This is a genomic window from Streptomyces sp. NPDC101234 (assembly GCF_044767525.1).
In the GTDB taxonomy this organism is placed as follows: domain Bacteria; phylum Actinomycetota; class Actinomycetes; order Streptomycetales; family Streptomycetaceae; genus Streptomyces; species Streptomyces sasae.
Window position 1 is genome coordinate 349,282 of the sequence record NZ_JBIWOA010000005.1, and the last position, 13,703, is coordinate 362,984.

The window sequence follows — 13,703 nt, forward strand, 5'->3', positions numbered from 1 at the left end:
AGGAAGCCGCCGTTCGTCGCCCGCCCCACGGCCCGCGCACTCGGGAGGATCCGCCGTGACCGTCAGCCTGGAGCAGTTGCGCCGCTGCCATTTCGCCGTCGACTTGGGGGCCGCCCGCACCCGGGTGTACGTGAAGGGCATGGGGCTGGTCGTCGACCAGCCCTCCGTCGCCGCCATGAACACCCGTACCGGCGCCCTGATCGCCGTCGGCGAGCTCGCGGAGAGGATGACGGGCCGGACGCCCGATTACATCCGTGTCGTACGGCCCGTCGCCGGCGGCACCGTCGTCGACATCGAGATGGCCCAGCGCATGCTGCGTCATCTGCTCGGTGACAAGACCCGCCGGATGCTGCGCCGCAAGCCCCGGCTCCGGGCCGCGGCCTGCACTCCGCACGACGCCGACCCGCTGGCCCAGCGGGCGACCATCGAGACGCTGGTGGGGCTGGGGGCGCGGCGGGTGGAGCTGGTCGACACGCTGATCGCCGCCGCCGTGGGGTGCGGCCTGCCCGTGGAGCGGCCCGAGGCGACCATGATCCTGGTGTGCGGGGCCGCCGCCACGCAGGTCGCCGTGCTCTCCCTCGGGTCCATCGTGTGCGCCGAGCGGCTGCCCGTCGGCGGCGAGGCCGTGGACCACGCGATCGTGCAGCTGCTGCGGCACGAGCACGAGCTGATGCTGCCGAGCCAGTCGGTACGGCCGTTGCAGATCGCCCTGTCGGGCAACGGGCTCACCCCGCAAGGGCCGACCTGGACGGAGATCCACGGGCGGGACGTGGCCACCGGGCGCGCGCGCAGCGTGCTCGTCGACACCGCCGCGGTGCGCGATGCCATCCAGACCCCGCTGACGGCCGTACTCGACGGGATCGGCAAGGTGCTGCGCGACTGCCCGCCCGACCTGGTCGCCGATCTCGCCGACCGCGGGATCATGATGGTCGGCGGCTCGGCGCTGCTCCCCGGATTCGACGAACTGCTCCGGGAGGCCACCGGCATGCCGGTGCACATCGCGGAGCGCCCGGACGTGTGCGTCGTACAGGGCATCGGGGCGATGCTGGAGGGCCGGATCGAGCCCCTGGCACTGGGCCCGCTGGCCGCGTAGGGCACCGCCCGGTCCGACCCGGCGCCGCGGCCGCCGCTTCTCCCGCCGCCCAGCCGGCCGCCGCCCGGTACACCGCCCTCGGCCGTGGTCGCCGCCGGGCCGGACTCCCGGCGCTCCGCCCACTGCGCGGGCCCGGTGGACGGCCGCCTGCCGGAACGGACCGCCGTGCACCTCACGACCCCCCGGCTCGCAGCACTCGCCGATTCCGTCCACCGCCCGGCGGTCGCCGATGGCGCCGAGGACACGACCATCACCTGGCAGGAGCCCCTCGGACCGTCCTAGAGTGCGCGGAGTCGATCCGATGTCGGCGAAGGGCGGGGGCATGACCGACGGGGGCATGACCGGCGGCGGCTTGGCCGGCGGGGGCATGACCGGCGGTGTGACCAGGATCGGGGTCACCGGGCACCGTGTTCTTCCCGATGCCGTGCGGTCCGCCGTGCGGGAGGGGATGCGCGGGCTGCTGGGCGGTGAGGCCGAGTTGCTGACCAGTCTCGCGGCGGGGGCGGACCAGCTGTGCGCGGACCTGGCGCTGGCGGCCGGCGGCCGGGTCACCGCCGTGATCCCGGGGACGGACTACGAGGCCCAGTTCGAGGACGCGGCGGCGCTGGCGTCCTACCGCCGTCTCCTCGCCCGCTGCACGACCCGCGTGGACCTGCCGGCCGAGCCCTCGCCGGAGGCGGCGTACGACATGGCGGGGCGCTGGGTCGTGGACCACTGCGAGCTGCTGGTCGCCGTCTGGGACGGCCGCCCGGCCCGCGGACGCGGCGGCACGGCCGAGGTCGTCGCGTACGCCCGGGCCAACGGCCGCCGGGTCACCGTGCTCTGGCCACCGGGGATCCTGCGCGACTGACCACGTCGACCGTCCACCCGGGAGACAGCCGAGCGTGGCCCCTGCTGCTGCCGGTTGCCCGGTCTCAGTACGGCAGAATCCGCCCGGAAGGCGTCCTGCGGTCGATCTCCTGCCCCCGGGGAGCGGGCCGACGAACGACGCGTACTCGGATCCGACCGTCCATGACGCCCTCCTCGTGCCGAGTCCTGACCCGTACCTGGTGTCCGGTAGGAGGGCTCTGCCCCGCACGTGACAGATCCAAGCCTCGTGCGGGGCAGGAAAGTTGGTGCGGTCAGCTCAGGCCGAGGTTGGACAGGGCCGTCGTCCAGTCGGTGACGATCGCGTCCTGGGCGTCGGCGAGGCTGACGGTGCCCGCGCAGACGGCCTTCTTGAGCTTGTTCTCGACGGTGTCCTTGTTGGCGGCGGTCTTGGTGCCGTACTCCGGTTCGGGCCAGAGGTTCAGCTCGCTCTTGGGAGCGCCGCCGAGCTCCAGCGGGACGAAGTGGTCCTCCTCGTAGTCGGAGGTGCTGGTGTCGGTGTAGCCGTACTCGACGATCTGCTTCTTCTTCAGCGCGGTGGTGTAGGAACTGGACGGACGTACGGTCGCGGTCCAGCCGGAGACGCAGATGGTGGAGTCGATGGTGCTCTGGGTGACGTCGGGGTTGAAGTCACCGGGCTGGCAACTGGGGTCGGGGAGCGGGAGGTAGGCCTGACTGCACGACTGGGCGTGGGCCGTGCCGGTGGTGATGGTGAGGCCCGCGACGGTGAGGGCGAGAGCGGAGAGGGTCGTGACGAGGGGGCGCTGTATTCGGGACATGTGGGGGTCTCCCGGTGAAGTGCCCGGCACTTTCCGGGCAGTCGTGGGCATGACAGCACCGGGCGCTCTATGCGGGTAGACCTCTTTACCCGGGAGGGGAGTTGCTTAGTTGAAGATTGAATCCGGGCCGGGTAACCGTAGGCCAAGTCATGGCCAGGGCTTGGTTGTCGACACAACCGCCCAGCTCGACGCACCGCCGGGGACCGGGAATTCGGCCGCCCGCCACGTTCGACCAGCCGGACATTGTTCGAAAGCTCTTGACGGCCAGATGTACAGCGTTTGACACTCTCGCAGCGCGACGTCATCCGCATGTAACGACAAGGGACTTGACAGGGAGCCCCCATGACAGCCGTCATGCCGCACACCGCACGACCCCGTGGCCGCGCGAGACGCCGGGCGGGTCATCTCGCCGCGCTGGTCGCCGCGTCGACGCTCCTCGCCCTCGCCGGACCGGCCCTCCCCGCGGCCGCCGCGGCACAGGCCGCCGAAGCCACCGCCCCCACCGCCGGCCTCGCCCTCTGGTACCCCCTGGACGCCGACACGGGCAGCACCGTCCCCGACGCCTCCGGCAACGGCCGCGACGGCACCCTCAACGGCACCGCCGACTGGTCGGCCGCCGGCCAGGGCCTCGGCTTCGACGGCTCCGACACCTACGTCAAGGTCCCGGACGACGTCATGAAGGGCATGGACGCCATCACCGTGTCCCTGGACGTGCGGATCGACTCCGCCCAGTCCACCCCGTACTTCCTCTACGGCTTCGGCAACTCCAGCGGCAGCAGCGGCAACGGCTACCTCTTCACCACCGGCAACTCCTTCCGCACCTCCCTCGCCACCGGCAACTGGTCCACCGAGCAGACGACCAAGCCGTCCGACTCCCACAACCTCACCCGCGCGGTGTGGAAGCACCTCGCCTACACCCAGACCGGCACCACGGGTGTGCTCTACGAGGACGGCGTCGAGGTCGGCCGCAACACCTCCGTCACCAACACCCCCGGCGCCATCGGGTCCGGCAGTACCGTCGCCAACTACATCGGCAGGTCCGTCTACTCCGGCGACAAGCTCTTCAAGGGCCGTATCCGCGACTTCCGCGTATACGACCGCGCCCTGGACGGCTCCGAGGTGGAGCAACTCGCCCTGCCCGTCGACACCCAGGGCGTCGCCGACGACAAGGCGGCCCTGAGCCTCGGTGACACCGGTGCCGTGACCGCCGACCTCGACCTGCCGAGGACCGGTACGGCGGGCGGCTCGGCCATCAGCTGGTCCAGCGACAACCCCGACGTCGTCTCGGACTCCGGCAAGGTGACCCGGCCCGCCGCCGGCTCCCCCGACGCCCGTGCCACGCTCACCGCGACCCTCACCAAGGGCACGGTCACCGACACCAGGACCTTCGACATCACCGTCCGCGCCGACTTCGACGACGCCACCGCCACCGAGCAGGCCGCCGACGCCCTCACCGTCCACAACGTCGACGACGTCCGCGGCAACCTCACCCTGCCCGCCACCGGCGCCTACGGCACGACCGTCACCTGGTCCTCCGCCGATCCGGACACCGTCTCCGCCGACGGCACGGTCCACCGCCCCGCGCACGGCGAAGGAGCCACGACCGTCGACCTGACCGCGACGGTCACCAAGGGTGAGGCGCACAGCACCCGCACCTTCACCGCCCGCGTCCCCGAACTCCCCGCCAGGGAAGCCCTCAAGGGCTACATGTTCAGCTACTTCACCGGCGAGGGCACGGCGGACGGCGAGCAGCTCTACGCGGCCCTCAGCAAGGGGAACGACCCGCTGAACTGGCGGGAGTTGAACGACGGCAAGCCCGTCCTGACCTCCACCCTCGGCGAGAAGGGCCTGCGCGACCCGTTCATCATCCGCTCCCCCGAGGGCGACAAGTTCTACCAGATCGCCACCGACCTCAGGATCTACGGCAACGGCGACTGGGACGCCGCCCAGCGCACCGGCAGCAAGTCCGTCATGGTCTGGGAGTCCACCGACCTCGTCCACTGGACGAACCAGCGGCTGGTGAAGGTCGCCCCGGACAGCGCGGGCAACACCTGGGCGCCCGAGGCGTTCTACGACGCGAAGCTCGGCGAGTACGTCGTCTTCTGGGCGTCGAAGCTGTACGACAACGCGGCGCACTCCGGCGACACGTACAACCGCATGATGTACGCCACCACCCGGGACTTCTACACCTTCAGCGAGCCCAAGGTGTGGGTCGACCGCGGCTGGTCGGTCATCGACTCCACGATGATCCAGAAGGACGGGACCTACTACCGGCTCTCCAAGGACGAGCGGAACAACACCTCCTCGACCCCCAACAGCAAGTTCATCTTCGAGGAGAAGAGCGACTCGATCCTCTCCACCGACTGGACGTCGGTCGCGGAGGGCATCGGCAAGGGCGCGATGAGCGCGGCCGAGGGGCCGTTGGTGTTCAAGTCGAACACGGAGGACAAGTGGTACGCGTTCCTTGATGAGTTCGGGGGGCGCGGGTACATCCCCTTCGAGACCGACGACCTCGGCTCCGGGGTCTGGACACCGGTCACCGACTACGACCTCCCGGCCAAGCCCCGCCACGGCACCGTGCTCCCGGTCACCCAGGCCGAGTACGACCGACTCCTCCGCGCCTACCAGCCGGACCAGTTGGTGGAGAGCGTCGAGAGTGTGAAGGTGAAGACGAAGACCGGGCAGGCCCCGGTCCTCCCCGCCACCGTGATCGCCTCCTACGCCGACGGCGTCGACCGGCCCGTGGCCGTCACCTGGGACGACGTCCCGGCGTCCGCCTATGCACAGCCCGGCACCTTCACCGTCACCGGCAGCCTCCCGGACGGCACCGCGATCCCGGTCCAGGCCGAGGTCACCGTGTCGGAGGAGGGACCCGACGTCCCGGCCGACCTGCTGCTGCACTACGACTTCGACGAGAGCGGCGGCAATATCGCCGTGGACAGCAGCGGGCACGGCTATCACGGCACCTACGTCCGCACGCCCGCCTTCGGTACGGGGGTGAAGGGCGGCTCCTTCAAGATGTCGGGAGACGCCACGAGTTCGCCGTACGTCAAGATCCCGAACGGGGTGCTGAAGAACGCCGGCAGCGTGACCGTGTCGACGTACGCCAAGTGGAAGGGCGGCGACAGCTTCCAGTGGCTGTTCGGGCTGGGCCCCGACAGCGACAAGTACCTCTTCGCCACCCCGTCCAACGGCGGCTCCAGCCTCTACTCGGCCATCACCAAGGCGAGTTGGTCGGCGGAGTCCAAGCTGACGGCCGGCTCGCAGCTCACGCCGGGCCAGTGGCGGCACGTCACCGTCACCCTCGACGGCACGACCGGCACGATGGTCCTCTACGTCGACGGCATCCAGGTCGCCCGTACGACGACCACCATCAAGCCGTCCGAGCTGTACGACGCGAGCAAGGACTACACCGGCTACATCGGCCGCTCCCTGTACTCGGCCGACCCGTACTTCGGCGGCGAGGTCGACGACTTCCGCATCTACGACCGGGCCCTGTCGGCCGCCGAGGTGATGGAGCTCAGCGGCAACACGGCCGGAATCGCCAAGGCGACCCAGACAGGTCTGAAGGTCGACGCCATCGTCGACGACGCGGACAGCAGAATCACGCTGCCGATGACCGAGGGCACCGATCTCACTTCCCTCGCACCGGAGTTCACCCTCGCCCACGGCGCCGCGATCAGCCCGGCCTCGGGGAGTGTGCAGGACTTCAGCAAGCCGGTGACCTACGAGGTGACAGGCTCCGACGGCAAGCAGCGCACCTGGACGGTCTCGGCCCTCGTCATGAAGAGCCCGGTGCTGCCGGGGCTCAACGCCGACCCGAACATCGTCCGCTTCGGCGACACCTTCTACATCTACCCGACCTCCGACGGCTACGACGGCTGGAGCGGCACCCAGTTCAAGGCGTACTCCTCCACCGACCTCGTCCACTGGACGGACCACGGCGTCATCCTCGACCTGGGCCCGGACATCAGCTGGGCGGACAGCAGGGCCTGGGCGCCGACGATCGCCGAGAAGGACGGCAAGTACTACTTCTACTTCTGCGCCGACGCGAACATCGGGGTGGCGGTCTCCGACTCGCCGACCGGGCCCTTCAAGGACGCCCTCGGCAAACCGCTCCTCAAGTCCGGTGACTTCAGCGGCCAGATGATCGACCCGGCCGTCTTCACGGACGACGACGGGCAGTCGTACCTCTACTTCGGCAACGGCCACGCCTATGTGGTCCCGCTGAACGCCGACATGACGTCCATCGACACCTCGAAGGTCCAGGACATCACGCCGAGCGGGTACAACGAGGGCTCGTTCGTCATCAAGCGCAACGGCGTCTACTACTTCATGTGGTCCGAGAACGACACCCGCGACGAGAACTACCGCGTCGCCTACGCCACCGGCCCCTCCCCCACCGGCCCCTGGACCAAGCGGGGCGTGATCCTCTCCAAGGACCTCTCCCTGGGTATCAAGGGCACCGGCCACCACAGCGTCGTACATGTCCCGAACACCGACGACTGGTACATCGCCTACCACCGGTTCGCCATCCCCGGCGGCGACGGCACCCACCGCGAAACCACCATCGACAAGCTGGAGTTCGACGCGGACGGGCTGATCAAGCCGGTCGTGCCGACGCTGACCAGTATCGATCCGGTGACCGTCGTGCACGCGGGACCGGACGTCGACGGGACGGAAGGGGACGCGATTCCGCTCGCCGGCACGGTGTCGGGGGCCGGTCCCGGCAAGTGGACCCTCCCCGCGGGTGCCCCCTGCACGGTCGCGGACCCCGGATCGGCCGCCACCACCGTCACCTGCACCGACAACGGCACCTTCACCCTCACCCTGACCGGCGGCCGCAGCACCGACACCACGACCTTGACCGTCTCCAACGCCCCGCCGGTCATCACCGACGCGCACGGCCACGGTGACCGGCTGGTGACCCTCACCGTCCGCTTCACCGACCCGAGCGCCTCCGACACCCACACCTGCGTCGTCGACTGGAAGGACGGCAGCCGCCCGACGCAGGGGAAGGTCCGTGGCTCCGTCTGCCGTGCCGAGCACCTGTACCGGAGGCCCGGCGGGCACCGGCCGGTGGTCACCGTCAGCGACGACGACGGGGGGACGGCCACCGTCGCCGTACCCCTCCGGTCGCGGAACTCCGGGAAACCACGGTCCGGTAACACGTGACTCACAGGCGGTGCCCGTAGGTTCCCGTGCCCATGACAGACAACTTTTCCGCGTCTCACGGAAGGACCTCCGTCCGGTCATGAGCAAGCACAGGAACCGCAGGGCTCCGCGCATCCTGGCCTACGGAGTGGCCGGTGCCTTAACGGTCGCGGCAGGCGTGACCGCCGTCGCGTCGGCGAGTCAGACGACCACGACGACGGCCACCACCTGCTCCTTCACCAAGTCCGCCAGCTCGGCGAGCACCGGTGACAACCCCCGGCACGTGGTGACCGGCGACCTCGACGGCGACGGGAACGCCGATGTGGTCGCCGCGAACAACGACGCCGACACGGTCTCCGTCCTGCTGGGCAACGGCGACGGCACCTTCGGCACGGCCACGGACTACGCCGTGGGCGACAAGCCGTACCAGTCGGTGATCGCCGACTTCAACGCCGACGGCAACCCGGACATCGCCACCGCCGACTTCGACGGCGGCACGGTGAGCGTCCTGCTGGGCACCGGCGACGGCAAGTTCGGGACGGCCACCCGGTACACGGTCGGCTCGGGCGCCCGTTCGCTGGTCGCCGGGGACGTCGACGGGGACGGCGACCTGGACATCGCGGTGGCCCAGGAGTCGGCCGGGCAGGTCAGCCTGCTGCTGGGCGACGGTGAAGGTGCGTTCACCGTCTCCTCGCAGACGGTGTCGGTGACCCGGCCGCACGGCCTCGTCCTCACCGACTTCAACGGCGACGGCAACCTGGACATCGCGACCGCCGGCGTCGCCACCGCCGGGGGCGTGAGCGTGGCCCTCGGCAACGGCGACGGGACCTTCGGGAGCGTCACCGACTACAGCAGCGTGGCGCGTCTGTACTCCATCACCCAGGGCGACTTCAACGGTGACGGCAACACCGACCTGGCCACCGTCAGCAACGGCTCGGACACTCTTGAGGTCTACGCCGGGAACGGCGACGGCACCTTCCAGGACCCCGTCGACTACACCACGTCCGCGCTGCCCGTCGCCGTCAACTCGGCCGACGTCAACGGCGACGACATCCCGGACGTGCTGGTCTCGTCCAGCAACGGCAACTCGGTCTCGGTCTACACCGGCGCCTCGGGCGGTTCGCTGAGCGAGCTGACCGAGCTGTCGGCGGACGGCGCCTACGAGGCGACCGCCGCCGACGTGACGTCCGACGGCACCAAGGACCTGCTGGTGGCGAGCAGCAGCGACGACGCGGTGGACGTGTTCACCGGCTCGTGCAGCTGATCAGCTCACGGTCACGGTGATCGCCCCGCTGTAGTCCCCGCCCGGCTCGATGGCGGTCGGCTCCCCGTCGACCGTCATCGAGACCGTGCTCCCGGCGGGCGCGGCCACCGCCGAGTCCGCCGACAGGGTCAGCCGGCTGAGGTACGACGTGCCGGTGACCGTCCACTGCGAGCCGCCGTCGAGCGTCACGACCACCCCGTTGTTGACGACCGGCTGCGCGGTGTTGGTGACATGGCCCAGTTGGGCGTACTCGGCGGAGGTGATGGTGCTGAGGGCATGCCGGGACTCGGAGGCCGACAGCACGCCCTCGACGGTCGCCGCGTCGAAGCCCAGCACCATGTTCCGGCCGGTGCGCATGGCGTTGTAGAAGTCGCCGGTGAGGGCGATGGCGGTGAAGGAGGCGGTCGTGTCGGTGTCGTGGCCGGCGGAGACGTCCCAGCTGGTGTCCTTCACCGGGTCGTCCGTGGGCTCGGTGTAGACGCCGGCGTTCGACCCCGGGTTGTCGGTCTCCATGACCTGGAGGATGACGCCGTTACCGGGGTCGAGCGCGGCGCCTTCCGAGCCGTCCACGGTGATGGTGGCGCGGACCGCCTTGTCGAGGAAGGTGGTCGCGGCGGTGGTGAGGACCGTCCCGCCGCTGATGTGCAGGGTCCCCGCCCCGTGCCACATCACCCCGAACTGCTGGGAGGTGACCGTGGTGCTCTGCACCGGGAGGGCCGTCAACTCCGCGTCGGTCAAGCCGAGTTCGAGGTCGGTGTTGAGCTGGGCCACGTCCGCGCGCGTGCTGTCGCCGTAGTACAGCGTGCTGTTGGAGGCGCCGATGATGGTGCCGTACGTACCGACGTCGAGGGTGCAGCCGAGGATCCGTTCCGTGACGTTGCCGTCGGCGAAGGAGCCGTAGCCCTCGTCGCCGAGGTTGCTGATGGTGCAGTTGATCGCGGTGGCCGAGGCGTTGGAGACGGAGTCGGTGGAGAAGGCACCCCAGGTCTCGGAGGCGATGCTGGAGGCGATGTAGGTGACCTTGGTGCCGGTGCCTATGAGGTTGGTGGCGCGGACGTTGCCGGAGATGCCGAGGCGCCAGGGCACGACGAGCATGTCGGCGCCGCCGCCGAAGACGTAGTCGGAGGGCAGGACGCCGTTCAGGCACTGGATGCTGGAGTTCTTGACGACGACGTTGGCCCCGTCCTCGGCGACCAGTCCGCTGCGCACGACGCCCTTGTCGGAGACGGTGACCCCGTCGACGACCAGCCGTGTCCCCGACCCGGTGCCGACGACGGCCGCGCCGTCCCCGACGAAGTCGCACCGCCCGTTGCCGGTGAAGCCGATCGTGGTGTCCGTGATCGCGTACGACGCGCCCTCCGCGACGTAGAAGCCGTCGAAGGCCTCCGAGGTGGAGGTGACGCTCACGCCCTGCGCCGCCGAGTCGGTCACCGTGCCGCCCACCAGCGCGGAGGTGGCGGACTTGGCGGCGACGGCGCCGTCCGCGCCGATGTACAGGGCCTGCCGCAGCGGGAAGGTGACGCCGGCGTAGGTGGCGAGGTTCTGTTCGGCGACCGTGAGCACGATGTCGCCGGTGTACGTGCCGGGTGCGATCGTCGTACTCGTGGCGAGCGTGGAGGTCAGTGCGGAGCCGGTCTCCACGCCGTCCACTGTCATGGTGAGGCTGTAGCCGTCGGGTGCGGTGAGGGTGCCGCCCTCGGCGACGGTGACGGAGCCGAGGGTGGTGGTCGTGTCCACCACGTAGGTCTCGCCGGCTCCCACGGTGATCGGGTCACCGGTGTCCGCCGCCCGGGCGGTCCCCGGGAGCGCCGCCGAACCGACCCCCACGGTCGCCAGCGCCACCAGGGCCCGCACCCGGTCCCTCATCGACGGCTCGTACGCGTTCCTGCGACTCCCTGACGCCATCAGCGATTCCTCCGTGGTCGAGACGTGCCTACGGACGGTTCCGGATAGCCGCGCAGTCTGCCCCAACTCCCGCTCTACTGTCGACAGTTGAGCGAGATTCTCAGAATCGGTCGCCACTGACCGCCGAAAACCGGACTAGTGTCGACACTCATCCAGAAGTCTCATCCGGAAAGCCCAACTGGAAAGCTCAGCCGGAAACCCGGAGCACCAGCTTTCCGCGGACCTCGCCCGCCTCCAGCCGGGCGTGGGCCTCGGCCGCCTCGCTCAGCGGCAGTACATCGACGGCGCGCGGGCGCAGCAGCCCGTCGGCCGTCAGCCGGGCGACATGGGCGGCGGCCTCGGCCAGTTCGTCGGTGCGGGCACCGGAGATGGCGAAGCCGTGCACCGACCGGTCGTGTGTGTACAGCTCCCCGGCGGGCAGGACGGGCCGGGTCCGCAGCCCCGCCATGACGACGACCCGTCCGCGGGGCGCGAGCAGGCCCAGCGCGGTCTCCAGGTCGTTGCGCCCGGAGGTGTCGAGGTACAGGTCGACCCCGTCGGGCGCGGCCTCCCGGATCCGCCGGGCCGCCTCGGGATCCCGGTAGTCGACCACCTGCCGGGCGCCGAGCGAGCGGCAGTGGTCCGTGTCCCGGGCCGAGGCGACGGCCACCACCCGGGCCCCGGCCTGGGCGGCCGTCACCACGGCGGCGGCACCGACGTTCCCGGCGGCCCCGAGGATCACGACGGTCTCCCCCGCCCGCAGCCGCCCGTGGGTGAACAGCGCGAGGCAGGCCGTGGACGCCGGGTGGGCGAGGGCCACCGCGTCCACCGCGCCGACGCCGTCGGGCAGCCGGTACAGACGGTCATGCGGCACCACGGCCTGCTCGGCGGCGGCGCCCTGCCGGCCGGCGTGCCCGAGGCTGCTGCACCACACCCGGTCGCCGGGGCGGAAGCCGGGCGCACCGGGGCCGGCCGACACGACCGTCCCGACCAGATCGCGTCCGATGACGAAGGGGAAGGACAGCGGTGTCCGATAGGCCCCGGACCGTACGAAGGTGTCCACCTGGTTGACGGCGGTCACCTCGACGTCGACGAGCACGTCCGAGGGCCCGGGCTGCGGAGGGGGCAGTTCACCGATCCGGATGACATCCGGCGAACCGAGCTCTTCGATGTAGGCGGCAAGCATGGCCCGGATTCTTCTCCGGGCACACCGGTTCCCACCGGTCCCGTGCCGCACACGGCCGGTGTTCCGCCGGAACAGCCTCACGGCCACCCTCGTCGAGGGTGGCCGTGAGGCGTCGACAGGCCGGACCGGAAGCCCGTATGGCGGATGTGCGCCCGTCTACTTGTGCGTCGCGGCCGTCGGCCTCGGTTCGGTGCCCTCCGCTCGCAGGGAGCCGTGGTCGGCGCTGGGCGAGGGTGAGGGCGAGGGCTTGCCGCCGGCCTGGTTCGTCTTCTTCGAGTGGTGCTGGGGTACGACGTCCTGGGGGAAGGTCAGCTGGTCGTTCATCCACTTCAGGGTGGCGGGCAGCTCCCGCAGCCAGGTGGGGAAGTTGTGGCTGCCGTTGTCCGGCAGTATCGAGACGACCCGCATGGGCGCCTTGACGGCCTTGATGAAGGCCTCGGTCTCCGGGTAGCCCTTCTCGCCGTTCTTGCTGTGCGCGACCAGGACCGAGACCTGGGGGACGGGCAGGTGCGCCAGCCGCCACATCAGGTCGTGGCCGTCGACCCGGGCCTGGCGGCCCAGACCGCTGCCGAAGAGGTTGCCGGTGGTGGGGTCGTCCTTGACCTTGTAGTCGGGCGACAGGGCGCCGGCCGTGGTGTAGACGTGGGGGTCGCGCATCGTGAGCTGGAGGGCGCAGCTGGCGCCCGAGGAGTACCCCATCACGCCCCAGGAGCTGGCGTCGTGGCCGGCCCGGTAGACGGACTTGATCGCCAGCGGGAGGTCCTTGGCCAGGAACGTCTCGGTCTGCGGTCCCCCGGGGACGTTCACGCACTCGGTGTCGCGCGGCGGGGCGATCGTGGGCCGGATCATCACGATGATCGTCGGCTGCATCTCGCCCTTGCTCTGCAGCTCCGCCGCGGTCTGCGGGACCCGCAGGTGCTGGGCGAGGTTGTAGATGGAGCCCGGGTAGCCGCTGAGGGCGACGATCACCGGGAAGCGCTGGCGCTGGTACGCCTTCTGGAAGTACTGCGGCGGCAGATAGACGAAGGCCGGGTCGACGACACCGGTGCTCTTGCCGATGACCTTGACCGAGTCCACCCGGCCGACGACCGCGGGCGGCCCGGAGGGCAGTCCGCTGACCCGGCTCAGCTGCTGGTCACCGGCGGGCTGTACGAGCGAGCCGTGGACGTTGTTTATGCCGTTTATCGGCGCGCCGCCGTTGTCGCCGGACGCCTGGGTCACGCCGACGGGGGCGGTGTCGACGTTGCCGAACAGCTCGTTCCAGGAACCGAAGAACTGGTACGACGAGTTCACCCCGCACGCGAACGCGGCGACGATCGTCACCTGTGTCACCCCGATGGCGCCCAGCCGACCCAGCACATGCCACAGCCCCGGCTTCGCGAGGCGTGGCCACAGCCAGACCAGCAGCGCCACACACAGGGCGGACAGCGCCACCATCGCGTATACGGTCGTTCGACTGGTCAAACCCATGTCACT

General features: G+C 70.4%; 9 protein-coding genes. 5 read left to right on the forward strand and 4 right to left on the reverse strand.

All coding sequences use genetic code 11. The features are described from left to right. Positions 1-55: 55 nt before the first annotated feature. The 3 genes from ACIRR9_RS12265 to ACIRR9_RS12275 all read left to right on the forward strand — a co-directional run bounded on the left by ACIRR9_RS12265 (position 56) and on the right by ACIRR9_RS12275 (position 1,943). Positions 56-1,093, forward strand: a complete 1,038-nt coding sequence (locus ACIRR9_RS12265) for a rod shape-determining protein (RefSeq protein ID WP_384557432.1) — start codon at positions 56-58, stop codon at positions 1,091-1,093. A gap of 84 nt (positions 1,094-1,177) precedes the next feature. Continuing rightward, positions 1,178-1,375, forward strand: coding sequence for a hypothetical protein (locus ACIRR9_RS12270; RefSeq protein WP_403750355.1), 198 nt, complete (start codon positions 1,178-1,180; stop codon positions 1,373-1,375). 40 nt (positions 1,376-1,415) lie between these two features. Then, positions 1,416-1,943, forward strand: a complete 528-nt coding sequence (locus tag ACIRR9_RS12275; RefSeq protein ID WP_403750358.1) for a hypothetical protein — start codon at positions 1,416-1,418, stop codon at positions 1,941-1,943. Between the two features lie 271 nt (positions 1,944-2,214). Here the strand turns inward: ACIRR9_RS12275 and ACIRR9_RS12280 are convergent, their stop codons facing one another. Beyond that, entirely contained in the window at positions 2,215-2,739 is a 525-nt protein-coding gene (locus ACIRR9_RS12280) for a hypothetical protein (protein WP_384557434.1), read from the reverse strand. 354 nt (positions 2,740-3,093) lie between these two features. On the opposite strand from ACIRR9_RS12280, the gene ACIRR9_RS12285 reads away from it, so the two are divergent. Both ACIRR9_RS12285 and ACIRR9_RS12290 read left to right on the forward strand, forming a co-directional pair. Next, positions 3,094-7,914, forward strand: coding sequence for a family 43 glycosylhydrolase (locus tag ACIRR9_RS12285; RefSeq protein WP_403750547.1), 4,821 nt, complete (start codon positions 3,094-3,096; stop codon positions 7,912-7,914). A gap of 79 nt (positions 7,915-7,993) precedes the next feature. Next, positions 7,994-9,157: an FG-GAP repeat domain-containing protein gene (locus tag ACIRR9_RS12290; RefSeq protein WP_403750361.1), complete on the forward strand. Its 1,164-nt coding sequence runs from the start codon at positions 7,994-7,996 to the stop codon at positions 9,155-9,157. On the opposite strand, the gene ACIRR9_RS12295 is transcribed toward ACIRR9_RS12290, so the two are convergent. The 3 genes from ACIRR9_RS12295 to ACIRR9_RS12305 all read right to left on the reverse strand — a co-directional run bounded on the left by ACIRR9_RS12295 (position 9,158) and on the right by ACIRR9_RS12305 (position 13,697). Further along, positions 9,158-11,062 (reverse strand): hypothetical protein, encoded by a 1,905-nt coding sequence (locus ACIRR9_RS12295; protein WP_403750363.1) that lies wholly within the window; start codon positions 11,060-11,062, stop codon positions 9,158-9,160. Positions 11,063-11,249: 187 nt separating this feature from the next. Next, positions 11,250-12,227 carry an NADPH:quinone reductase gene (locus ACIRR9_RS12300; RefSeq protein WP_403750365.1) on the reverse strand — a complete coding sequence of 326 codons (978 nt, stop codon included), beginning with the start codon at positions 12,225-12,227 and terminating at the stop codon, positions 11,250-11,252. 156 nt (positions 12,228-12,383) lie between these two features. Next, on the reverse strand, positions 12,384-13,697 hold the full coding sequence (locus ACIRR9_RS12305) for an alpha/beta hydrolase (protein WP_403750367.1): 1,314 nt from the start codon (positions 13,695-13,697) through the stop codon (positions 12,384-12,386). Positions 13,698-13,703: the final 6 nt, after the last annotated feature.